Annotated in this window: 18 protein-coding genes; 10 read left to right on the top strand and 8 right to left on the bottom strand. The window is 64.0% G+C overall.

Translation table 11 applies throughout. The features are described 5' to 3' along the window. The 10 genes from HX807_RS19260 to HX807_RS19305 all read left to right on the top strand — a co-directional run bounded on the left by HX807_RS19260 (position 1) and on the right by HX807_RS19305 (position 14,278). Positions 1-1,290 carry a DotU family type VI secretion system protein gene (locus tag HX807_RS19260; RefSeq protein ID WP_102370169.1) on the top strand — a complete coding sequence of 430 codons (1,290 nt, stop codon included), beginning with the start codon at positions 1-3 and terminating at the stop codon, positions 1,288-1,290. Next, positions 1,287-4,787, top strand: a complete 3,501-nt coding sequence (gene tssM, locus HX807_RS19265) for a type VI secretion system membrane subunit TssM (protein ID WP_177050739.1) — start codon at positions 1,287-1,289, stop codon at positions 4,785-4,787. Before HX807_RS19260 ends, tssM begins: the two co-directional genes overlap by 4 nt. Further along, the gene (gene tagF, locus HX807_RS19270; protein ID WP_008439457.1) at positions 4,784-5,437 is read left to right on the top strand and encodes a type VI secretion system-associated protein TagF; all 654 of its coding nucleotides are present in this window, start codon (positions 4,784-4,786) and stop codon (positions 5,435-5,437) included. The genes tssM and tagF overlap by 4 nt, the downstream gene beginning before the upstream one ends. Next, on the top strand, positions 5,438-6,157 hold the full coding sequence (locus tag HX807_RS19275; protein WP_003213320.1) for a PP2C family serine/threonine-protein phosphatase: 720 nt from the start codon (positions 5,438-5,440) through the stop codon (positions 6,155-6,157). It abuts the gene before it with no gap. Beyond that, positions 6,154-9,171 (top strand): serine/threonine-protein kinase, encoded by a 3,018-nt coding sequence (locus tag HX807_RS19280; RefSeq protein ID WP_177050745.1) that lies wholly within the window; start codon positions 6,154-6,156, stop codon positions 9,169-9,171. Before HX807_RS19275 ends, HX807_RS19280 begins: the two co-directional genes overlap by 4 nt. Continuing rightward, entirely contained in the window at positions 9,171-9,875 is a 705-nt protein-coding gene (locus HX807_RS19285; RefSeq protein ID WP_102604059.1) for an ABC transporter ATP-binding protein, read from the top strand. Before HX807_RS19280 ends, HX807_RS19285 begins: the two co-directional genes overlap by 1 nt. Then, positions 9,875-11,059 (top strand): ABC transporter permease, encoded by a 1,185-nt coding sequence (locus tag HX807_RS19290; RefSeq protein WP_177050747.1) that lies wholly within the window; start codon positions 9,875-9,877, stop codon positions 11,057-11,059. The genes HX807_RS19285 and HX807_RS19290 overlap by 1 nt, the downstream gene beginning before the upstream one ends. Then, on the top strand, positions 11,052-12,764 hold the full coding sequence (locus tag HX807_RS19295; RefSeq protein ID WP_177050756.1) for an SUMF1/EgtB/PvdO family nonheme iron enzyme: 1,713 nt from the start codon (positions 11,052-11,054) through the stop codon (positions 12,762-12,764). Before HX807_RS19290 ends, HX807_RS19295 begins: the two co-directional genes overlap by 8 nt. Before the next feature lie 84 nt (positions 12,765-12,848). Then, positions 12,849-13,772 carry a type VI secretion system-associated lipoprotein TagQ gene (tagQ, locus tag HX807_RS19300; RefSeq protein WP_177050764.1) on the top strand — a complete coding sequence of 308 codons (924 nt, stop codon included), beginning with the start codon at positions 12,849-12,851 and terminating at the stop codon, positions 13,770-13,772. A 125-nt stretch (positions 13,773-13,897) separates the two neighbouring features. Continuing rightward, the gene (locus tag HX807_RS19305) at positions 13,898-14,278 is read left to right on the top strand and encodes a hypothetical protein (RefSeq protein WP_008439448.1); all 381 of its coding nucleotides are present in this window, start codon (positions 13,898-13,900) and stop codon (positions 14,276-14,278) included. A gap of 135 nt (positions 14,279-14,413) precedes the next feature. Here the strand turns inward: HX807_RS19305 and HX807_RS19310 are convergent, their stop codons facing one another. The 8 genes from HX807_RS19310 to exbD all read right to left on the bottom strand — a co-directional run bounded on the left by HX807_RS19310 (position 14,414) and on the right by exbD (position 22,059). Then, positions 14,414-15,814, bottom strand: coding sequence for an aminoacyl-tRNA deacylase and HDOD domain-containing protein (locus HX807_RS19310; RefSeq protein ID WP_177050766.1), 1,401 nt, complete (start codon positions 15,812-15,814; stop codon positions 14,414-14,416). A gap of 78 nt (positions 15,815-15,892) precedes the next feature. Further along, complete coding sequence (gene recG / locus HX807_RS19315; protein WP_003213306.1) at positions 15,893-17,968, bottom strand: ATP-dependent DNA helicase RecG; 2,076 nt, start codon at positions 17,966-17,968, stop codon at positions 15,893-15,895. An 8-nt stretch (positions 17,969-17,976) separates the two neighbouring features. Further along, positions 17,977-18,897, bottom strand: coding sequence for a hydrogen peroxide-inducible genes activator (locus tag HX807_RS19320; RefSeq protein ID WP_003213305.1), 921 nt, complete (start codon positions 18,895-18,897; stop codon positions 17,977-17,979). A gap of 114 nt (positions 18,898-19,011) precedes the next feature. Continuing rightward, positions 19,012-19,542 carry an iron transporter gene (locus HX807_RS19325; RefSeq protein ID WP_177050768.1) on the bottom strand — a complete coding sequence of 177 codons (531 nt, stop codon included), beginning with the start codon at positions 19,540-19,542 and terminating at the stop codon, positions 19,012-19,014. Between the two features lie 19 nt (positions 19,543-19,561). Continuing rightward, a complete protein-coding gene (locus HX807_RS19330) occupies positions 19,562-20,380 on the bottom strand; it encodes an FTR1 family protein (protein ID WP_008439439.1) in 819 nt (272 codons plus the stop codon). A gap of 3 nt (positions 20,381-20,383) precedes the next feature. Further along, positions 20,384-20,719, bottom strand: coding sequence for a cupredoxin domain-containing protein (locus HX807_RS19335; protein ID WP_177009054.1), 336 nt, complete (start codon positions 20,717-20,719; stop codon positions 20,384-20,386). A 168-nt stretch (positions 20,720-20,887) separates the two neighbouring features. After that, positions 20,888-21,637 (bottom strand): energy transducer TonB, encoded by a 750-nt coding sequence (locus HX807_RS19340; RefSeq protein ID WP_003213297.1) that lies wholly within the window; start codon positions 21,635-21,637, stop codon positions 20,888-20,890. After that, a complete protein-coding gene (gene exbD / locus HX807_RS19345) occupies positions 21,634-22,059 on the bottom strand; it encodes a TonB system transport protein ExbD (protein ID WP_003213296.1) in 426 nt (141 codons plus the stop codon). Before exbD ends, HX807_RS19340 begins: the two co-directional genes overlap by 4 nt. Position 22,060 lies beyond the last annotated feature (1 nt).

Raw genomic sequence — 22,060 nt, forward strand, 5'->3', positions numbered from 1 at the left:
ATGCATCCGAATGACGATGACCGCACCCAGTTCATGCCGCGTCCCGGTGGCCGCGCGCCGGAGCCTGTTCGCGCAGAGCCGGCGCCGCTGTCGATGCCCGCTGCGCCGATCCTGACCGGCAAGGCCCAGGGCCTGAACCCGCTGGAAAGCGCCGCCGGCCCGTTGTTGGCGCTGCTGACGCGCCTGCGCAACACGATCTCGCACCCTGCGCCAGCGAGCCTGCGTGCGCAGCTGCTGGCTTACCTGCGTCAGTTCGAAGAACGTGCCGAGGCGGCCGGCGTGGCCCGCAACGATGTGCTGCTGGCGCGTTACGCGCTGTGCACCGCCCTCGATGAAGCCGTGCTGAGTACGCCGTGGGGCAGTGCCAGTGACTGGGGCAAGCAGAGCCTGCTGATCACCGTGCACAACGAAGCCTGGGGCGGCGAAAAGGTCTTCCAATTGCTGGATCACTGCCTGCAAAGCCCGCGGGAACGCCTGTACCTGCTGGAACTGCTGTACCTGTGCCTGTGCCTGGGTTTCGAAGGTCGCTACCGCGTGATGAACGATGGCCGCAGCCAGCTGGAAGCCTTGCGCGAGCGTACCGCTGCGGCGATTCGCAGTGCCCGTGGCGAGCATGAGCGCGAGCTGTCACCCCATTGGCGCGGCGTGACCGTGGCCCGTGATCGCCTGGCGCAGTTCATGCCGCCATGGATCGCCGTGGCCATCGGCCTGGCACTGCTGTTGGCATTGCTGTTCGGGTTGCGGATGAAACTGGCGTCGGATGCCGAGCCGGTGTTCAAGAATATTCATGCCCTGGGCGAGATCCCGGTGCAGGCCATCGACCGTCCGGTGGCCCAGCCGAAAATCATCGAGCGGCCACGCCTGGCAGGCTTCCTGGTGGAAGACATCAAGGCCGGTCGCGTAGCCGTGGAAGATGCCGTCGACCGCTCCGTGGTGACCATCCGTGGCGATGAACTGTTCGCCTCGGCCAGCTCCAGCATCGTCGATGACTTCCAGCCGCTGATGCTGCGTATTGCCGACGCCATCCGCAAGGTCAAGGGCCAGGTGCGGGTGACCGGCCACAGCGATAACCGTCCGATTGCGACCCTGCGCTTTCCGTCCAACTGGGCGCTGTCCGAAGCGCGGGCCAAGTCGGTGCTGGAGATTCTCGCGGCCAAGACCGGCCAGCCGGAACGCTTCAGCGCCGAAGGCCGCAGCGACACCGAGCCGGTGGCGACCAACGCCACAGCCGAAGGCCGTGCGCGCAATCGCCGGGTAGAAATCACCGTATTGGCGGAGGGCGTCGAGTGAAGGCGTTTTTCAGTTTTGTGATTCGCTGGGTGATCCCGCTGCTGGGCCTGATCGCCTTGAGCCTGATCATCTGGTTTGTGGGCCCGTTGCTCGATGTGCTGGTGCCGGAAGGGCGCCGCTGGGCGCTGATCATCCTGGTGTTCGCGGTGTGGATTGCCTACCGCGTTGTCCGGATTATCCAGGCCCGGCGCCAGGCTGCCGAAGTGATGCGCAGCCTCGCGGCGGAAACCCCGCCAGACCCTGCCAGCGTCGCCACCGCCGAAGAGCTGGCGACCCTGCGCCAGCGCATGGATGAAGCCCTGGCCCTGTTGAAAAAGGCCAAGCTGGGCGGTGACGAGCGCCGCAACCTGTATGAGCTGCCGTGGTATGTGATCATCGGCCCACCGGGCTCGGGCAAGACCACCGCGCTGGTCAATTCCGGGCTGCACTTTCCCTTGGCGGCGCAGTTGGGTGCCGGTGCGGTACGGGGCGTGGGCGGTACGCGCAATTGCGATTGGTGGTTTACCGACCAGGCCGTATTGCTCGACACCGCTGGCCGCTACACCACCCAGGACAGCAACTCCACGGTGGATAAAGCCGCCTGGCTGGGCTTTCTCGACCTGCTGAAAAAGCAGCGATCCCGGCGCCCGATTGACGGTGCGTTTATCGCCATCAGCCTCTCGGACCTGCTGCTGGGCAGCGATGCCGAGCGTGCCGCCCATGCCGCCGCGATCCGCCTGCGCATCCAGGAGCTGTACACCCAACTGGGCGTGCGCTTCCCGATCTACCTGATGCTCACCAAGCTCGACCTGGTGCCGGGCTTCATGGAGTTCTTCGACAACCTGAGCAAGGAAGAGCGCGCCCAAGTGTGGGGCATGACCTTCGCCCTGGACGACGGCAAGAACAGCGACAGCCCGCTGGCCCATCTGCAAAGCGAGTTCGCCGGCCTGGAACAGCGCCTCAACGAGCGCCTGGTGGAGCGCCTGCAACAGGAACGCGACCCGGCGCGGCGCGACCTGATCTACGGTTTCCCGCAGCAGTTCGGCGCGTTGAAGGATTGCCTGCAAGGCTTCCTCGAAGGCGTGTTCAAACCCAACGCCTTTGAAGAGCGCGTCTTGCTGCGCGGTGTGTACTTCACCAGCGGCACCCAGGAAGGCAGCCCGATTGACCGCTTGATCGGCGCCATGGCCCAGAGCATGAACCTGGACCGCCAGCACCTGGCGCGCCAGACCGGCACCGGGCGCAGTTACTTCATCGAAAAACTGTTCACCGCCGTGGCGTTTGCCGAGCGTGGCCTGGTGGGCGTCAACCCGAAGGTCGAGCGCCGTCGCAAGTGGATTGCCCGGGGTGTGCTGGCCGCAACCGTGACGCTGGTACTGGTCGTCAGCACGTTGTGGTGGGTGAGTTATCGCGCCAACCAGGCCTACATCGCCCAGGTTGACCAGAAGGTCGCGCCGTTGGGCCAGACCGTGCAGAACCTCAGCCCGGCACAGCGCGAAGTACTCGCGGTGCTGCCCCTGCTTAACGCCGTGAAGAACCTCGCGGGCGACTCGCCGAGCTGGTCCGAAGGCTTGGGCCTGTATCAGGGCGACATGCTCGAAGCCGAATCCTCCAGCGTCTACCGCAAGCTGTTGATCGCCGTGTTCGCGCCCCGTTTGGTGACGCGCATCGAAGAGCAACTGCACGGCGGCGGCAATTCCGACTTCCTCTACGAAGGTTTGAAGGCCTACCTGATGCTCGCCGACAGCGAGCATTACGACCCGGACTTCATCAAGGCCTGGATCGCCCTCGACTGGGACCGCAACCTGCCGCGCGACCTGCCGGCGGATCAACGCCAGGCATTGATCGGGCACTTGCAGGCCTTGTTCGAGCGGCATCCGCCCAGCGCCCGGCTTGACCCGCGCTTGATCGACGACCTGCGCCGGCAACTGCAGCAACTGCCGGTGGCCCAGCGCGTCTACGACCGCATCAAGCGCCAGAAACTGCCGGAAGGCGTGCCGGACTTTCGCATCAACGAAGCGGCGGGCCGCGATGCCGCGCTGGTGTTCAGTCGCAAAAGTGGCAAGCCGTTGGGTGAGCCGTTGAGCGGCTTCTTCACCGCCAAGGGTTATCGCCAGGGCTTCCTGCTGACCAGCCTGAACCAGACCGGCACCCTTGCTGAAGAGCAGTGGGTACTGGGCCGCGAGCAGGCCGACCAACAAAACGTCGTCAGCCTCGCCGCCGATGTGCGCCGCCTGTACTTCCAGGACTATCAACGCCAGTGGGATGCGTTGCTGGCGGATATCGACTTTGTGCCGATCACCAGCGTGGCCCAGGCGGCCGACGTCTTGCGGGTGATTTCCGGGCCGACCTCGCCGCTGAAGAAGCTGCTGGTGGCGGTCTCCAAAGAGACCGACTTGCAAGCGGAAGAACGCTTGCTGGCCGCCAAGGGCGCGCCGGTGGAAGGTGGCGTGGACAAGCTCAAGGAACGCCTCGGCAGCCTGCTTGGCCAGGACCAGCCAACTGCGAATGCACCAGCGGCCAGTGAAGATCCGGTGACGGCGCACTTCGCCGAACTCAACAGCATCGTCAGCAAGAACGAAGGCGAACCGGCAGCCATTGATGGCCTGCTGGCGGACATGAATGCGCTGTATGTGCAGGTCAGCGCCATGGTCGGCGCCAGTGGCGATGCGTTGCTCGGCGAAGCGAAAAACCAGGCGGCGGCTGCGGCCACGCGGGTCAGCCTGAATGCCGAACGCCAGCCGCCGCTGGTGCAGGGCATGGTCAAGTCAGTGGTCAACTCCACCACCAACAGCATGATGGGCGGGGTGCGTAACCAGCTGAATGCGGCGTGGGTCAGCGAAGTGGTGAACGTGTATCGCCAGTCCCTGGCCGGGCGTTATCCGATGTCGCCCGGCAGTGCGCGGGACGCGACCCTGGATGACTTCGGCCAGTTCTTCGGGGTGGGCGGGGTGATGGACAACTACTTCCGCAAGTACCTGCAACCTTACGTCGACACCTCCACGCAAACCTGGCGCTGGCAGCCGGGCGCGGCGCAGAAGCTCGGCATCGCGCCGGGCGTGCTGCAAACCTTCCAGCGGGCGGCGACCATTCGTGACGCGTTTTTCCGTGCCGGTGGCACCCAGCCGATCGTGCGCTTTGAACTCAAACCGGTGGCGATGGATGCGACCATCACCCAGTTCCTGCTGGACCTGGACGGCCAGCAACTGAGCTACGACCACGGCCCGAGCCGCCCGGTCGCGATGCAGTGGCCGAATCCCGGCAGCATTGGCGTGGTGCGCATTTCCATCATGCCGCCGTCAGCCAGCGGGCGCTCCGGTGTAACGCTGGATGGCCCGTGGGCCTGGTTTCGCCTGCTGGAGCAATCGGACCTGACCGCCGGCAATTCGCCGGACCGCTTCAACCTGCGTCTGCGGGTCGACGGCGCGAGCATCTCCTACGAGTTGCGGGCCAACAGTGCCTTCAACCCGTTCAAGAGCCGCGTGCTTAACGGCTTCAGCCTGCCGGAGCGGCTATGACCACGCTGGGTTTCTACGGCAAGTTGGCGTGCCGCGGCGACTTTGTCAGCCGCGCGCTGCCCCAGAGTTTTATCGGCCCTTGGGACAGTTGGCTGGCGTCCGGATTGCTCGCCAGCCAGACCCGCCTCGGGGCTGACTGGCTGAATGCTTACCTGGTCAGCCCATTGTGGCGCTTCGTGTTGGCGCCGGGTGTGTGCGGGCCGGACGCGGCGGTGGGCGTGGTGATGCCGAGCATCGACCGGGTGGGGCGCTATTTCCCGCTGACGGTGGCTGCGCTGTTGGATCACGACACCGACCCGGCCTCCGTCGTTGGCGGCCCGGACACCTGGTTTGAACAGGTGGAAGAGCTGCTGCTGAGCACGCTGGATGCCGGCGCCAGCTTCGAAGGTTTCAGCGGCGGGATCGAATCCCTCGGCGCTCCAGCCTGCCAACCCCGCACCTTGGGTAGCCGCTTTGCCGGCCTGCAGCGTGTCAACGCCACAGACCCGCAGGCGCGGATGACTGCGCTTGCCGAACAGGCCTGCGAAGGCGCGAGCCTGTGGTGGGGCCGTGGTTCGCAACAGATTTCTCCCGGTTTAATGCGGTGTCAGGGCTTGCCTGCTGCCGACGATTTTGCGCAATTTTTGCTCGGCCAAGAAGGTGTTGTGTAGATGCGGTCCACGTTCAAATCCGCCAGCAAAAGCCACGTCGGCATGGTTCGCCAAGTCAATGAAGACGCTTGCCTCGACCTGCCGGAAAACGGCCTATGGGTGGTGGCCGACGGCATGGGCGGGCACGCGGCGGGAGATTACGTCAGCAGCCTGATTGTCGACAGCCTGCGCAGCATTCCCGTGGGCCGTTCCCTTGAGGAATACACGGCGGCGTTGCGCAGCGACCTGTTGCGAGTCAACGGCGCGGTGCGCGAAGAAACCGCCCACCGTGGCGTGACCATGATGGGCAGCACCGTGGTGTTGCTCGCCACCCGAGGCTTGCGCGGCGTGTGCCTGTGGGCCGGCGACAGCCGCCTGTATCGCCTGCGCGACGGCCTGCTGGAAAGCATTTCCCGCGACCACAGCTACGTGCAGGACTTGCAGGACAGCGGCCTGCTCAGCGAAGCCGATGCGCGGGTGCATCCACGGGCGAATATCGTCACCCGCGCGATTGGCGTGGAAGCACAGTTGGCGTTGTCGTCGGTCGACCTGTTGATCGCCCCCGGCGACAGTTACCTGCTGTGCAGCGACGGCCTGAACAAGACCGTCGAAGACCACGAGATCCGCGAAGTACTGAGCCATGCCGAGCCGGACGAAATCGTCCGCAGCCTGGTGCACCTGGGGCTCAATCGCGGCGCGCCGGACAACATCACCGCCATCGTTGTGAAGGTGTCGACATGAACATCATCATTCCCGGCTACGACATCGAAGGCGAAATCGGCGTTGGCGCCATGGCCAGCGTGTACCTGGCGACCCAGCGTTCCCTGGAGCGCAAGGTGGCGCTGAAGATCATGGCGGCGGCGCTGGCGGCCGACCCGAGCTTCTGCGAGCGCTTCCTGCGCGAAGGCAAGACCCTGGCGCGCCTGTCCCACCCGCACACCGTGACCATCCATGACATCGGCAATGTCGGTGAGCTGTACTACATGGCCATGGAATACCTGCCCAATGGCACGCTCAAGGAGCGCATCGCCGCGGGCCTGACGCCGGAGCAGGGGCTGACGTATATCCGCCAGATCGCCTCGGCGCTGGGTTATGCCCACGCCCAGGGCCTGGTACACCGCGATGTGAAGCCGGCGAACATTCTGTTCCGCGCGGATGGCACGGCGGTGTTGTCGGACTTTGGCATCGCCAAGTCCCTGGATGACCGCACGCAGTTCACCCAGGCCGGATTTGCCGTCGGCACGCCGAGCTACATGAGCCCGGAGCAGGCCCGGGGCCAGGAAATTGACGGGCGCGCCGACCTGTATGCGCTGGGCGTGGTGCTCTATGAAATCCTCGTGGGCAAGTTGCCTTACAACGGCACCGATGCGCTTTCCACAGCACTGGCACACCTGACTGAACCGCTGCCGGAATTGCCGGTGCACCACGGGCGCTATCAGGAGGTGCTGCGCAAGCTGCTGGCCAAAGACCCGGCGGAACGCTTCCCGGATGCGGCGGCGTTGTTGCGGGCGTTGGATCAGTTGCCGAAGGAGGAGCAGGTCGAGGCGACGTTGATTCGGCCTCTGCCGATTCCGGTGGCGGTCTCGAATGACCTGGCCGGACTCACGCCGGTCTCCATCGAAATCCCGACCGATAAGCCGCAGCCGCAACCGGTGCGTCAACCGGTGGTGACGCCGACGCAACACTCCGCCGTGTCCGAACAAAACCGTGGGCCGGTACTGGCGTTGGCAGCGGTTGCCGTGGCAGTGGCGCTGGCGATTGGGGGCGCGAGTTACTGGTGGTTGAAAGATGACGCGCCCGCCGCGCCGTCGGTTGTCGAGGCGGCCAAGACCGCCGCGCCGACTGCCACGCCGACTGCCGCGCAACCGGTCGCGGCGCAGGCCGACGGCGGCCAACGCCCGTTGCTGATGGCCGGCAAGAAAACCCTGTTCCAGCGGGTACTGAGCAAGCCTGGCGCCAAGCTTTCCCACGAAGCGGGCGGGGCGCCTGGCGAAGGTTTGCCGGCGTTTTCCGTGCTCTATGTCTACCAACGCAAGGACGTCGACGGCAGCCCCTGGCTACGGGTTGGCGCCGCCACCGACGGGCGCAGCGACGGCTGGCTGCCGGCGGCGCAAGCCAGCGACTGGAAGCAGAGCCTGGTGCTCAAGTTCACCGAGCGTTCGGGCCGGGCGCCGGTGATGTTCCTGCGTCAGTCCGCTGAAGTGGAGAAGCTTTTAGCCGATCCCGCGGCGGCGAAAAACCTGCTGCTCAAGGTGCAGAAAAACACCGAGGACAACCAGCAGGTGCTGGCCCTGGAGCCGACCGCAAGCGCCGTCCCGCAGAACCAGTTCTATTTGCTGCCGATCTTCGACTCCAAGGAGAGCTTCGACGAAAACGGCCAGCCGGTGCAGCTGCTCAACGTCGCCTCCATCGACCCTGGCAGCACACCTGATGTCATCGCCAAGGCTGTCGCTCGAACGCCGGTGATCGATGCCAGCGCCGATGCCTTCCGCACTGCGGTGGTGCTGGTGGTCGACACCACGGTGTCGATGCAGCCCTACATCGACCAGGTTCGCGATGTGGTCCACGAACTGCAAACCCGTATCGCCGAGCGTGGCGAGCTGGACAGCGTGAGCTTTGGGCTGGTGGGTTTTCGCAACAGCATCAAGAAAACCCCGGGCCTGGAGTATGTGGCCAAGACCCTGATCACCCTCGACCAAGGGCGCGACCCGCAGCGCTTCCTCGACATGGCGCGGCAGGTCAAAGCGTCGACGGTGTCCAGCCACTCGTTCAACGAAGACGCGTTCGCCGGTGTCATGCAGGCGGTGGAAGGCATGGACTGGTCCGGCTACGGCGGGCGCTTGATCCTGCTGGTGACCGACGCCGGTGCGCTGCGCAAGAACGACCCGTTCGCCACCACCCAGATGAACGAAGCCGAAGTACGCCAGGCTGCATTGGGCAAGCAGATCAAGATCTACGCCTTGCACCTGCGCACCGACGCCGGGAAGAAAACCCACAGCGGCGCCGAAACCCAGTACCGGACCCTGACCGCCGATGCCAACCCGCAGATCGGCGACCTGTACACGCCGGTGCCCGGTGGCGATGTGCGCAAGTTCGGCGAGCGGGTCGACGAGATCGGCACGGTGTTCGCCAACCTGGTGCATCAGGTGCGCAGCAACACGCCGCAGCCGGTGCCGCTGCTCAGTGCCGCGCCGACCCTGGCGGACAAATCCGCCGCCGTCGGTTACGCGATGCACATGGATTTCCTCGGCCGCAAAACCGCGAGCCAGGCGCCGCAACTGGTGAGTGCCTGGACCGCCGACCGCGACCTGACCAACACCGCGCTGCCGGCCTTCCAGGTGTGCGTGATGTTGACCAAATTGCAGCTCAACGATTTGCAGCAATCCTTGAAACTGATCGTCGACGCGGCGCGCAAAACCCAGACCTCACCGAAGGATTTCTTCCAGGAAATCGCCAGCGCCTCGGCCTATATGAGCCGCGATCCACAGGCCTTGAAAAAAGGCGGCAACCTGGCGGACGGCGGCATTCTTGGCGAATACCTGGAAGGCCTGCCGTACCGCAGCAAGTCGCTGAACATGACCCAGGACTTGTGGCTGTCGTTGAGCGTGGCCGAGCAGGAAGACTTTATCGACGAGCTGGATTCGAAGATCCGCCTCTACGAAACCTTCCACAATGACGTGGCGAATTGGGTCCGTTTCGGCGATGCCGAGCCGGGTGATGCGTTGTACCGCGTGCCGCTGTCGACGCTGCCGTAATGCTGAACTTGAGCGCAGTGCACAAGAGCCGGGGCGTTGGTGCCCAGCGCTACAGCCTGGTGATACCGGGCCTGCAACTGCGTGCGGGTGAACAGTTGGCGGTGGTCGGGCCGAGTGGCTGTGGCAAGAGCACCTTGCTGGATTTGCTCGCGCTGGTATTGGCGCCGGACCAGGTCGGGCAGTTCGATTTCAACCGCGTCGACATTGCCGGGCTTTGGCGTAGTGATCAGCAAAGCTCGCTGGCGGACCTGCGTAGTCGGCACCTGGGTTACGTGCTGCAAACCGGCGGCCTGCTGGGTTTTCTCGATGTGCGCGGCAACATTGCGTTGTCGCGGCAACTCCTGGGTTTGAAAGACGACGGCAGCGTGGCGCGGTTGGCCGAGCAGTTGGAAATCACTGATCAGTTGGACAAGAAGCCGGCGGCGTTGTCCGTCGGCCAGCGTCAGCGGGTCAGTTGCGCAAGAGCCCTGGCCCACGGTCCGCAGCTGTTGCTGGCGGATGAGCCCACCGCTGCGCTCGACCCGTTGAACGCCGAGCGGGTGATGCAGGCGCTGTTGGCCCAGGCCCGGCATAACGGCACGTGCTGCGTGATCGCCACCCATGATGAACCCCTGGCCCGGGCCAGCGGCTTGCAGGTGCGGCGCATCAGTTGCCGTCGCGACGCCGACGGCGGCGTCACCGCCACCCTTGGGGAGGCGTGCTGATGCGTATCGCCCTGGTGGCTTCCCTGGCCTGGCAGGATTACCGCAACGATGCGTGGCTGTCGGTGTGTTCGGTGCTGGCGTTGGTGGCGGTGATCGCGCCGTTGCTGGTGTTGTTCGGCCTGAAATTTGGACTGGTTAGCAGTTTGACCGAACGTTTGGAGAACGACCCGGCCACCCGGGAAATTATTCCGTTGGGCGGTGGTCGATTCAGCAGTGAATTTGTCGAGCAGCTCCGCCAGCGCAGCGACGTGGCGTTCGCCTTGCCGCGCACCCGGCAGATTGCGGCGACGGCGCAGTTGGGGGCGGTGACGGTGGAGATGCTGCCGACCGCCGCCAACGACCCATTGCTGGCCGGCCTGCCGATGCCCAAGGGCCTGGATCAGATCGTGCTGAGCCACACCGCTGCCGAAAAGCTCGGGGCAAAGGCCGGGGATTGGCTGGAGGCGAGTTTTGGGCGCCAGGTGGCGGGGCGCATCGAGTCGCAACGCCTGCGGGTTCAAGTGCTGCAGGTAGCGCCGCTGGAAGCCTTCGCCCGGGATGGACTGTTTGCGCCCTTGGGCTTGCTGGAAGCAGCGGAAGATTATCGCGATGGCCGCGCGGTGCCGGCGTTTGGCTGGGACGGCGATGCGGTGGGCGTCAGCGAGCAACGGGTATACCCGGCGTTCCGTTTGTATGCGCGGCGCTTGGTGGATGTGGAGCCGCTGCGGGTGTATTTCGCCGGGCAGAATCTGTTGGTGTCGACCCAGGCCCAGACCATCGCCCAGGTGCAGTCGTTGAGCCGCAACCTGTCGATCGTGTTCTGGATCATCGCCGGGCTGGCGTTGGCGGGCGCGTTTGCCGCGATCTTTGCCGCGGCGCTGGCGTCGGTTGCACGCAAGCGCCGGGAGCTGTCGGTATTGCGGTTGTTGGGGTTTTCCACCGCCGGGTTGTTGCTGTTTGTGGTGTTGCAGGCGCTCTACAGCGCGGGGTTTGCCGCTGTATTGAGTGGGCTTTTATATGGCTTGGCAGAGTCCGGCCTGAACCAATTATTCGTGCAGGTGCCGGGCGAATACGCCAGTCACCTGCTGGCGCGTCACTACGGCCTGGCCCTGGCAGCTGTCCTCGGCGTCAGCGCCGTGGCGGCGGCGTGTGGTGGTTGGCGTGTGGCGCGTATCCAGGCTTCTGAAGGAATCAGAGATGTATAAGTTACTGGGCGCCGCCGTGGCGCTGACCCTGTCCTGCGTGGCCTGGGCCGATGAGGCGAGCGACAAGCTGGACAACCCCAAGCCGTTGCCGGATGACGTCAGCCTGCCGCTGCCCTGCGAAGGCAACATGGTGTTCCGCTACGCCTATGTGCTGGCCCAGGGCACCCTGGATGACCGCGAGATCAGCCTCGGCTACCCGTTCAGCGAGGGCGAGGCGGGCTACCAGCAGTCGTTCATTTCCGGTTATCGCCGGGACTTTATCAACGGCCAGTTCACCCTCAAGGACCTGCCCAAGGACTGGAACAAGGTCATTGCGCCGCTGGTGCCGAAGACCGACGCCAAGACCCCGCTCAAGCCGATGCTGTACTTCATCGGCAAGTACGAAGTCACTGCGCGGCAATATGCGCAGGTCATGTCCCAGGCGCAATCCCTGGCCAGTGGCGAACCCGCCCCGGCGTGCGATGTACCTACCGGGATGGCGGCGCGCTTGCCGAAGGTCAAGCTGTCGCGCTTTGAAGCCGAACGTTTCTCGGCGGTGTACAGCGCCTGGTTGATGAAATATCACCGCGAGCTGCTGCCGGTGAGTGGTCGCGGTGCTTCGGCGGACGACGGCGGCCTGGGCTTTGTGCGCCTGCCTACCGAAGTGGAGTGGGAGTTCGCCGCTCGCGGTGGCCAGGCGGTGAGCCGTCAGGACCTGGAAGGCCGGCTGTTTCCACGGCGTACCGAGGGCAGCGAAAGCGATGGTCCCCTTGCCGATTACGCGGTGTTCAATCAGGTCGCCGGTGGCACCGGCCAGGCCGCACGGCTGATGCCCATTGGCACCAAGCTGCCCAACCCGATCGGCATGTTCGATGTGATCGGCAACGCAGCGGAAATGGTCCAGGAATCCTTCCAGCTGGTGCACGCCGGGCGTCGCCAGGGCACCTATGGTGGGTTCGTGGTCAAGGGCGGCAACTACCTGGAAGGCGAGGGCACGCTGTTCACCGGCATGCGCCGCGAGTACCCGTTGTTCGCCGCCGACGGTACCGAACAAAGCAACGAGACCACCGGCTTTCGCGTGGCGATTGGCGCCTTGTCGGCACCGCGTTCGCGCTACAAGGAACTGTTCGCCCAGTGGCAGAAGGAAGGTCGCCTGGCCTCGCTGACCGATGCCATCGACGACGCCCAGGACCCGACCAAGCGCCTGGACAGCATCATTGCCGCCAGCGTCGACCCGCGCCTGCAAGCCGAGCTCGGCCTGGTCAACGAAGAGCTCAAGCGCAACGTCTCGCTGATCGCCCAGCAGCGCGAAGAAGCGGCCGGCAACCTGATTCAGTCCGCGGCCCTGGTGGCCGAGACCATCAACAACTACAACATCCGCCTGATCAATTTGCAGAAGAGCCGCCAGCAGGCCATCGACGCCAAGGACGAGGCCAGCGCGCAGCTGTTCGCCACGGCGATCACCAATGGGCGCAGTGCGCTGGACGGCGCGGTGGCGATCTACATCGACAACCTGGCCACCGGCACGCGCTACACCGATGCGGTGATCCAGGCGCAGTTTCAACGAATCAAGGAAGAGTTGGATCGCAAGCCGGTACTGGGCAAGAGCCTGGTGACGCGTGCGACGTTATTCGTTCGCCATGTGGGCAACTACCGCAAGCAACAGCGGGCCGACCCGGCGACGATTTTGAAGGAATTGCTCGCAGCGAGCGGTCAGCGGTCTTGACCGCTGGTTGTACAGCGAGCTTGGAAGGGACTCAGGCGGCGGTGGGCCGCGCTGGGCAAGTCAAACTTAAAAGAGAACACAACGATGATTTTTTCCCGTAAGGCGGTTTCCAAGCGTCATCTGCTGCTGATTGCCGCAGGCTTCAGCTCGGTGCTGACCGGTTGCGCAACGTCGCCGACCAACAAGGTCGCCTCGACCACCAAGGTCGAGTACTACCCGAACTGCTACGAGCCGGTGCAGCACCTGCGTGCTACCGATTCGGACCTGACCAAGTCGGTGGTCACCGGTGCCGCCCTGGGTGCGGCCGGTGGTGCATTGCTGGGCGCCCTGACCGGCGACTCCGACAAGCGCGGCCGCAACGCTGCCATCGGTGCAGCGGGCGGCGCCCTGGCCGGTGGTGCTGCGGGTTACTACACCGAGCGCCAGAAGCAGATCACCGATGACAACCAGCGCATCGCCTCCTACGCCACCGACGTCAACAAGCGTGCCTCCGACATCGACCGCAGCACCGCGTACGCCAAGGCGTCCCAGCAGTGCTACCAGAGCGCGTTCACCAAGCTGGTGGCCGACCGCAAGGCCAAGACCGTCAACGACGTTGAAGGCCGCAAGCGCCTGGCAGAAATCGTCTCGGGCCTGAAAGAGTCCAACGACCTGATCGTCGCGGTGAACGGCAAGGCCAGCGAAGACCTGAACAACTACACCCAGGCGTACGAGCAGGATCTGCAACAAGTGGGCGTACAACGTGCTGACGTGGTCACTGTTGCGACTGCCGATACCACGCCGGTGGTGACGCCAGCCAAAGGCAAGAAGCCGGTAAAAGTCGCGAAAAAGCCGGTACTGCCAACCGTGCCGAAAGAAGCCGTAGCCACCGAGAAAACCATCCAGACCGCCCAGACCAAGCAAGCTGAAAGCAAGCAGGTTGCCAGCGCCGGTAAAGCGCAGATCGAAGGCACTTGCCGTGATCCGAACCTGGCGGATTGGGCACCGGTTCCTTGCCCTAACGTCTGAGGAAAGTTGTTGCTATAAGCGTTAAACGCCAGCCGATCTCCTGCTAAAACGGGAGATCGGTAGCGTTATTTGCACAAATCGTTAAACTGCTGCGGCCACCCAATAATTACACTGAGGCCGTGTGCATGAAATTTCGTTTTCTTCTCTGGATGCTTGGCCTGTTGATGGGCAAAGCCAGCCGCACCAACCCTGCGTTCCAGCAGCAGTTGGGTGACAAGGACCTGGCGTTCCAGCTGCAGACCCTCGACGGCAAGGTTGCCCGTCACTTCATCGTCAAAGACCAGCGCATCACCAGCCGTTCGGGTGTTCATCCCGCGCCTGCGTTTGCCATTGCCTTCAAGGATGCCGCCTACGGCTTCGCCACGATGCAGGCGAAGAACAAGCAACTGGCGTTCATGACGGGGATTCAGGACAAGTCGATCCAGATCAAGGGCAACCCGGCGCTGGTGATCTGGTTCCAGGGGTTGACCAAGTATTTGAAGCCGAAGAAAAAGCCCAAAGGCTAGGGGCTTCTTCAGCAATACCGAGTCGCCTGCATTCGCGAGCAAGCCCGCTCCCACATTCAATCCCATTCCAAAGTTGGAACTCGGTCGAATGTGGGAGCGGGCTTGCTCGCGAATACGGTGTAACAGGCGCCCGATTTATCCCTGACTGAACTGCGAAGCCAACTCGCGCAACAACGTTTCCGCGTCCAGCACCTTGCTCACCACATCCTCTGCCTTGTCCCGGGTCAGCCCCAGGCGCTCAAGCAGTTCGTCCGGGATGGATTCATCCGGCCCGGAGCCGATGCCGCAACTGCGCAGCAAGCGCACGGCCAGGCACACCAGGTTCGGGTATTCCGCATATTGGCCGTCGTAGGTCGGGTCGTGCTGGAAGCGCAGGGCGGTGGACAGTTCGTCCGGCATGTCCCAATAGCGCATCAACCACGCACCAATCTGCTCGCGGCTGATGCCCAGCAGATGCTGCTCGATGTAGCTGTGGCACAGGTGCGGGTTGACCTCCAGGTGCCGGCAGATCAGTGAGAAATGCGGCGGGAAGACGTGGGCCAGCAACAGGTAGCCGAAATTGTGCAGCAGGCCGGCGAGGTACGTCAGCCCGGCTTCCGGGCGCTGGGCGCGGGGCATGGCGCGGGTCAGGCCTTCGATGACGGCAGCGGTGTAGATCGACTGGTGCCAGTACGGCGTGGCCTGTTGCGGGTGGTCCTTGGGCAGGCTCAAGGTCTTGCCCAGGGCCAGGCCGAGTGCGAGGTTGATCACCAGGTCAAAGCCCAGCACGCGCACGATGGCGTCTTCCACCGAGCGGATCTTGCCCGGCGAGGCGTAGTAGGGCGACGCGGCCCAACTCACCACCTGGGCGGCCAGGGCCGGGTCGGTTTCGACCACGCCGGTGATGTCGTCGATGGTGGCGTTGGGGTCGACCCGCAGCTTGATGATCTTTTGCGCGGTATCGGCCAGCGGTGGAATTTCGATGGTGGCTTCCAGGCGCTGCTGGATACGGCGGGCGGTGAACGCCTGCATCGCCTGGGTGATTTCCTCGCGGTCGTCATTGGGGCGATCCAGGTTTGGCCGGATGTTGCTCAGCGGCTCGCCGAAATGCGCGGCGCTGGCCTTGGTCAGCATGCTCTTGAACGCGTCGCTGGAAATCTCCAGCAGCAGCCCGGCTTCGCCCGAGTGCACCAGCACGGTCGGCTCACGCAACAGGCTTTCTTCGTACAGGCAGGGAGAACTGGTCAGCGGCGGCAGGCCGGGCAGCAGGCTCAGGCTGTGCTTGCCGAGCATGCGCTCCAGGCGCTCCGGCGACACGGCCGTGAGGCGCCGACCGGTGAGCTCGGCGAGGCGATTAAGGTCCAGCAACTGGTTCTGTGGAAACAGCACCATGAGTGCACCCACGGCATCATCGAGCAGTACGGCTTGAACCTTCTGCGCCGGGTTCAGGCCGGGGCGTTCGGCAACTTCCGTGTAGCTGATGGCGAGCTTTGCAAGCAGCGTCCGAATCACCGAGGGTGCAGTCGGTGGGGCTGTGGCGAGGGCAACTTCTGACATGGCCTGAATCCAATTTCCTACAGTCATTGGAGTATAACCAGCTTGATACAAGTGAGGGTTGTCTAAGTGAGTCAGCCGTCACACTTGGCCGTATTGCTGCCCATGTCTCAGCCAGCGATCCAGCAGCGGGCTGACGTGTTCCGGCCAACGCTCCAGTAACGCCTGGGCCGCGTCGCGCACGGCGGGCAGCAAGTCGGCATCGCGCATCAGGTCGGCGACCTTGAATTGCAGCAGGCCGGTCTGGCGGGTGCCGAGCATCTCGCCGGGGCCGCGCAGTTCGAGGTCTTTTTCGGCGATCACGAAGCCGTCGTTGGTTTCGCGCATGATCCCCAGGCGCTGGCGACCGATCTGCGACAGCGGCGGGTGGTACAGCAGCACACAGTGGCTGGCGGCGCTGCCCCGGCCGACGCGGCCGCGCAATTGATGCAGTTGCGCCAGGCCCAGGCGCTCGGGGTTCTCGATGATCATCAGGCTGGCGTTGGGGACGTCGACGCCGACTTCAATCACCGTGGTCGCCACCAGCAATTGCAGGTTGCCGGCCTTGAACTCGGCCATTACCGCGGCCTTTTCCACCGGCTTCATGCGACCGTGAATCAGCCCGACCTTGAGTTCACCCAAGGCGCTGGTGAGGTCTTCATAGGTTGTTTCGGCGGCCTGGCAGGTCAGCTCTTCGGATTCTTCGATCAGCGTGCACACCCAATACGCCTGACGGCCTTCGGCGCAGGCGCCGCGTACCCGTTCGATGACTTCGACGCGGCGGGTGTCGGTGACCAGCACGGTGTTGACCGGCGTTCGGCCCGGCGGCAGTTCGTCGAGGATCGAAGTGTCGAGGTCGGCGTAGGCGCTCATGGCCAGGGTGCGTGGGATCGGTGTGGCGGTCATGATCAACTGGTGCGGGCTCATGCGGCCGCCCACGCCTTTCTGGCGCAGGGCCAGGCGCTGCTGCACACCGAAGCGGTGCTGTTCGTCGATGATCACCAGCGCCAGATTCTTGAACTTCACTTCGTCCTGGAACAACGCGTGGGTGCCCACCACCATCGGGGCGCCGGCGGCGATCTGCTCCAGGGCGGCTACGCGGTTCTTGCCCTTGAGCTTGCCGGCCAGCCATGCGACTTCCAGGCCCAGCGGTTCGAGCCAGCGCTTGAAAGTGATGAAGTGCTGCTCGGCGAGAATCTCGGTGGGCGCCATCAGCGCCACCTGATAGCCGGCTTCGAGGGCCTGCAACGCGGCGAGGGCGGCGACCACGGTTTTACCCGCGCCCACGTCACCCTGGATCAGCCGCAGCATCGGTTCTTTCTGGCTCAGGTCGTAGGCGATTTCATTGCCGACCCGTTGCTGGGCGCCCGTCGGTGCAAACCCCAGGTTGGCCAGGTATTGCGCAGGCAGGCGCTTGGCCTTGGGCATGGCCGGCGCGCGCAGCGAACGCATGCTCTCGCGCAGGCGCTGCTGGGACAGTTGATGGGTCAGCAGTTCTTCGAACGCCAGGCGATGCTGGGCCCAGTGATGCCCGAGAGCCAACTCGTCGACGTCGGCATCGGCGGGTGGGTGATGCAGGTAGCGGATCGCATCATCCAGCGGCGCCAGTTGATAGTCGCGCGCCAGTTCCTGGGGCAGCCAGTCGGGCAGGCTTTTTGGCCCGAGCATCGTCAGAGTCTGCATGCACAGTTGGCGCAAGCGCTGCTGGGTCAGGCCTTCGGTGAGCGGGTAAATTGGCGTGAGGGTGGTGTCTACCGGCGGCGGTTCGTCGCCGGTAATCGCGCGGTATTCCGGGTGATAGATTTCCAGCCCCGAAGCACCGGGCCGGGCTTCGCCGTAGCAGCGCACGCGGGTACCACGCTTGAGGCCTTCCTTCTGGGCGTTGCTGAAGTGGTAGAAGCGCAGGCTCAGGCCACCGGTGCCGTCTTGCAGGCGCACCACCAAGCTGCGGCGCTTGCCCATCACCACATCGGCGCCGCTGACGGTGCCTTCAACCACGGCGTCCTGCCCAGGGCGCAAGTGGCCGATGGGCACCACGCGGGTGCGGTCCTGGTAACGCAGGGGCAGGTGGAACAGCACGTCCTGGAGATTTTCCAGCCCGACCTTGGCCAACTTCTCGGCCATGGCCTCCCCGACACCCTTGAGTGCCGTCACCGATACCTGCGACAGCTCAGTCATACCGTTACTTAGCTCGCAGCAGGCGGCTTGGCCACCGAACACAGGCGGATCGAGTCGGCGAGGATTTCAATCGCTTTCGGACGCGGGAAGCTCGCACGCCAGGCAATCGCCACGGTGCGGAACGGTACCGGCGGCGTCAGTGGGCGCACGGCGATTACGCCGGGGGCGTAGTGATGGCTGTCGACCGCCGACAGCGGCAGGATCGAGATACCCAGTCCGGAGGCGACCATATGGCGAATGGTTTCCAGGGAGCTGGACTCCACGGTGGTGTGCTTGGCGCCGTCGTTGCCCTTGGTCAGGGTCGGGCAGGCTTCCAGCACCTGGTCGCGGAAGCAATGGCCTTCGCCCAGCAACAGCAGGCTCTTGTCGTTGAGCAGGCCCGCGTCGATGGTGTCTTTCTGCGTCCATGGGTGGGACGCCGGCATCAGCACGTAGAACGGCTCATCGTAGAGCGGCAGCGTCAGCACATCCGCCTCGTTGAACGGTAGGGCGATGATGATCGCGTCCAGCTCGCCGTTGCGCAGTTTGTCGCGCAGCACGTGGGTGAAGTTTTCTTCGATATACAGCGGCATCTGCGGCGCGACGCGGTGCAGTTGCGGAATCAAGTGCGGGAACAGGTACGGGCCGACGGTGTAGATGGCGCCGACTTTCAGCGGGGCGGTCAGCTGGTTCTTGCCGGCCTGGGCCAGCTCGCGAATGCTTTGGGCCTGTTCCAGAACCTTCTGGGCCTGGGCGACGATGCCTTCGCCGACGGGCGTCAGGCGCACGGCGCTTTTGCTGCGCTCGAAAATCAGCACACCGAGTTCGTCTTCAAGCTTCTTCACACCCACCGACAGCGTCGGCTGGCTGACGTGGCAACGCTCGGCCGCGTGGCCGAAGTGCTGCTCTTGGGCGAGGGTAACGATGTAGCGTAATTCTGTAAGAGTCATAGCGGGCGTCCATGAGGTTGCGGGCCAAGCATACCGGCTGCAATCGATAGACGCACGTTATCAGACAGCGTAGGGGCCGCGACACCGGTTAATCGGGTATCGCCGCCCCGTATTTCACTTTTGCGGGTACTTGAAGGTGAAGGTTTCGGTGAAGGGAGCCCACCATTCAGGCACGCCGGTTTCCTTGTCTACATGGTGGAAGAAGCCCTTGATCTGTGGGCTTTCATAGCGCAGCACCACGGTGTAGGTGCCGGGGCCGTCCATTTTCACGTTGTTGGCGTAGTGGGCGCCGTCTTTGGCCACCATCGGCAACAGCGTGCCGATTTCCTTGTAGTCGGGCGAGCCCTCCTTGACCAGTGAGTAGCTGATGGTCAGGTAGGGCACCCACTCACCGTTGGACAGGCCGTATTTGTTGTCGGCCGTGGCGTGCACATCGGTCTCAAGGTGTACCGAGTCCTTGCTCATCACCATGCCTGGCGGCATGGGCGCCATTTCGATGCCCACCAGGTACGAGGAGGCGATCTCCATGTCATTGATCTGCACCGGTCCGCCAATCGGGTATTCGCGGGCTTGGGCGAGGGAGGAAGCGGCCACGGCGCTGACGAGCAGCAGTGCGGCGGCGAAGGGGTTGCGCGGGTGTTTCATGGTGGGGCTCCTGGGGCGGTTAATGTGATTGTGTCGGGCGTGAATGCAGTAAACGGTTACCCAGCACCAGGAGCGAGAGGGTGACAAGCCACGCCACCAATTGAACGCCCAGAGGTCGGTCGGTGTAGCCCACCAGCGCGGTCAATGCGCGGCCGGTGAGGCTGCCATCGGAGACCAGCCAGGAGGTGTCCCAGAGCTGGTAGCCCCAGGCGGGAATCAGGTCGATACCGGCGAGGATCGCGGCGGCCCGGCCAGCCATGCCGGCGGCAAGCAAGGCGATCATCCAGCCGGTAATCGAGAACAGGCGCTTGAGGCTGATGGCGACCAGGCCGCGGTACATCAGCCAGGACAGCGCGGCGCCGGCGACGATGCCGAGCACGCCGCCGGCCAGCATCGACAGTGGGTCTGTCTGGCTGGAGGCGGCGATGCCATAGAGGAACAGCACGATTTCCGAGCCTTCGCGCAGCACGGCCACGGTGATGACCACGGCCAGGGCCCAGAGTGATTTTTCACCCTTGAGTACTGAATTGCCTGCGCTGCGCAGTTGGGTCGCCAGCTCGCGACCATGACTGGCCATCCACAAGTTGTGCCAGCCCAGCATGACCACGGCGACCACCAGGATGGCTGCGTTGAAAATCTCCTGGCCAAAGCCCTGCAGCGCCTGGGTAATTGCGCCGGTAAATAGTGCGAGGATGCCGGCACCGAGTACGCCGGCTGCGATTCCGCCGCCAATGAACAGCCCACGTCTTGCCAGGCCCTGGGTGGCGGCCATCACGATGCCCACCACAATCCCGGCTTCCAGCACTTCACGAAACACGATCAACAGACAGGCCAGCATGGCTTACTCCTTGGCTGCGACGGCGGTGACCGTGCCTTTGGCCTGGTCGGGGTGGTAGTCATCGAAGAAGGTGTAGGTGCCGGGATGCAGCGGGCCGGCAAACACCGTGATGGTGTTGCCGGGGACGATGATTTTTTCGAATTTCATGTCGTAGCTTTCGAACTCGTCGACGCTTTCATCATGGCTGGTGAGTTGAATGCGAAAGCGTTCACCGGCCGGCACCTCGAACGTCGAGGGGCTGAAGGTGTGGTTCTGAATGACCAGGGTGACCAGCTGATCCGCCTGTGCAGCGGCGGGTAAAGCCAGTAGGAGGAGAGCCAGCCGGGCAAGGTTGGGCATGCCGAATGTCCGCTAATGAGAACGATTCGCGGATAATTAGCGCTGTCTTTAATTGTTACAAGTGAAGATCGAGTTAGGTGTCGATTCGTTCAAGCCTGGTTCAGGTTGCGGTGATGCGCGGGGGAGGGAACAGCAGCCGTGGGCACCCGAAAGTGCCCACGGTAGGGTTTAGCGGCGACGTTTTTCGATGTTGTAAACGAATGGTGCAACGATCTCGATGCTCCCGCCTTTCAACATGTCGGCCGGCGGCTTGGGCAGCGGCTGGGCACGACGGATCATGTCGAGGGTGGCGCGGTCCAGGTCGGCGTTGCCGGAGCGGCCCACCAGTTCGTAGGACAGCACGTTGCCATCGGCATCCACCACGAAACGCAGGCGGTTCAGGCCTTCCTTGCCACGCGCCTGGGCGCCCGGCGGGTACTTCTTGTACTTCTGCAGGTGGCCCAGCAGGGTACTTTCCCAAGTGGCCTTGGCCGCGATCTGCTGCGGTGAAGGGCCCGGTTGTGGCTGGGCGGATTTTTCCGTAGGCGCGTTGTTCTGCGGAGTTTCGCTCGGCGGCTCTTCGGAAGGTTTTTCCTTGGGCGGATCGGGCTTCTTCTCCACAGGCTTGGGCGGCTGTGGTTTTGGCTTGGGCTTGACCGGCTTTGGCACCTGGATCGTGGGCTTAGGTGCCTCGGCCAGTTTCGGCAATGGCAGCTCTTCGACTGGCGCAGGCGGCTGTGGCGGCGTGATCACCTTCGGCGGGGCCGGAGGTGGTGGCGCCGGCATCGGTGCCAGGTCGATGACCATGGCGGCCGGAGGCAGCTGGACCATATGTGGCGCCGACCACTGGAGCGCGATGATGATCGCGACGGCGTGGACGCCCAGCACGACGGCAAGGCTGGTGCCATAACGCGTCAGTTTGTGGCGCGTCGTGATCATTTCTTGGCTGCCGTCTCAAGTCCGACCAGGCCTACCTTGAGGTAGCCGGCTGCCCGCAGGGCATCCATCACGCTCATCAGGTCGCCGTAGTCCACGCCCTTGTCGGCCTGGAAGAAGATGGTCGTGTCTTTCTTGCCCTGGGTCTTGGCGTCGAGCACCGCGCCCAGGGTGTCGGATTTGACTTCTTCTTCGCCCAGGAACAGACGCTGGTCCGCCTTCACGCTGAGGAATATCGGTTTCTCCGGCCGCGGCGCAGGTTTCGCGCTGGAAGCGGGCAGGTCGACCTTGATATCCACGGTGGCCAACGGTGCAGCCACCATGAAGATGATCAGCAGCACCAGCATCACGTCGATAAACGGCGTGACGTTGATTTCGTGGTTCTCGACGAGCTCGTCGTCGCCTTGATTCAAATGCAGGCCCATG

Source organism: Pseudomonas sp. D8002, assembly GCF_013385695.1.
GTDB lineage: Bacteria > Pseudomonadota > Gammaproteobacteria > Pseudomonadales > Pseudomonadaceae > Aquipseudomonas.

Coding starts and splice junctions, on each gene's coding strand:
- HX807_RS19260 (WP_102370169.1), top strand. CDS start 1: ATGCATCCGAATGACGATGACCGCACCCAGTTCATGCCGCGTCCCGGT.
- tagF (WP_008439457.1), top strand. CDS start 4,784: ATGACCACGCTGGGTTTCTACGGCAAGTTGGCGTGCCGCGGCGACTTT.
- HX807_RS19275 (WP_003213320.1), top strand. CDS start 5,438: ATGCGGTCCACGTTCAAATCCGCCAGCAAAAGCCACGTCGGCATGGTT.
- HX807_RS19280 (WP_177050745.1), top strand. CDS start 6,154: ATGAACATCATCATTCCCGGCTACGACATCGAAGGCGAAATCGGCGTT.
- HX807_RS19285 (WP_102604059.1), top strand. CDS start 9,171: ATGCTGAACTTGAGCGCAGTGCACAAGAGCCGGGGCGTTGGTGCCCAG.
- HX807_RS19290 (WP_177050747.1), top strand. CDS start 9,875: ATGCGTATCGCCCTGGTGGCTTCCCTGGCCTGGCAGGATTACCGCAAC.
- HX807_RS19295 (WP_177050756.1), top strand. CDS start 11,052: ATGTATAAGTTACTGGGCGCCGCCGTGGCGCTGACCCTGTCCTGCGTG.
- tagQ (WP_177050764.1), top strand. CDS start 12,849: ATGATTTTTTCCCGTAAGGCGGTTTCCAAGCGTCATCTGCTGCTGATT.
- HX807_RS19305 (WP_008439448.1), top strand. CDS start 13,898: ATGAAATTTCGTTTTCTTCTCTGGATGCTTGGCCTGTTGATGGGCAAA.
- HX807_RS19310 (WP_177050766.1), bottom strand. CDS start 15,814: ATGTCAGAAGTTGCCCTCGCCACAGCCCCACCGACTGCACCCTCGGTG.
- recG (WP_003213306.1), bottom strand. CDS start 17,968: ATGACTGAGCTGTCGCAGGTATCGGTGACGGCACTCAAGGGTGTCGGG.
- HX807_RS19320 (WP_003213305.1), bottom strand. CDS start 18,897: ATGACTCTTACAGAATTACGCTACATCGTTACCCTCGCCCAAGAGCAG.
- HX807_RS19325 (WP_177050768.1), bottom strand. CDS start 19,542: ATGAAACACCCGCGCAACCCCTTCGCCGCCGCACTGCTGCTCGTCAGC.
- HX807_RS19330 (WP_008439439.1), bottom strand. CDS start 20,380: ATGCTGGCCTGTCTGTTGATCGTGTTTCGTGAAGTGCTGGAAGCCGGG.
- HX807_RS19335 (WP_177009054.1), bottom strand. CDS start 20,719: ATGCCCAACCTTGCCCGGCTGGCTCTCCTCCTACTGGCTTTACCCGCC.
- HX807_RS19340 (WP_003213297.1), bottom strand. CDS start 21,637: ATGATCACGACGCGCCACAAACTGACGCGTTATGGCACCAGCCTTGCC.
- exbD (WP_003213296.1), bottom strand. CDS start 22,059: ATGGGCCTGCATTTGAATCAAGGCGACGACGAGCTCGTCGAGAACCAC.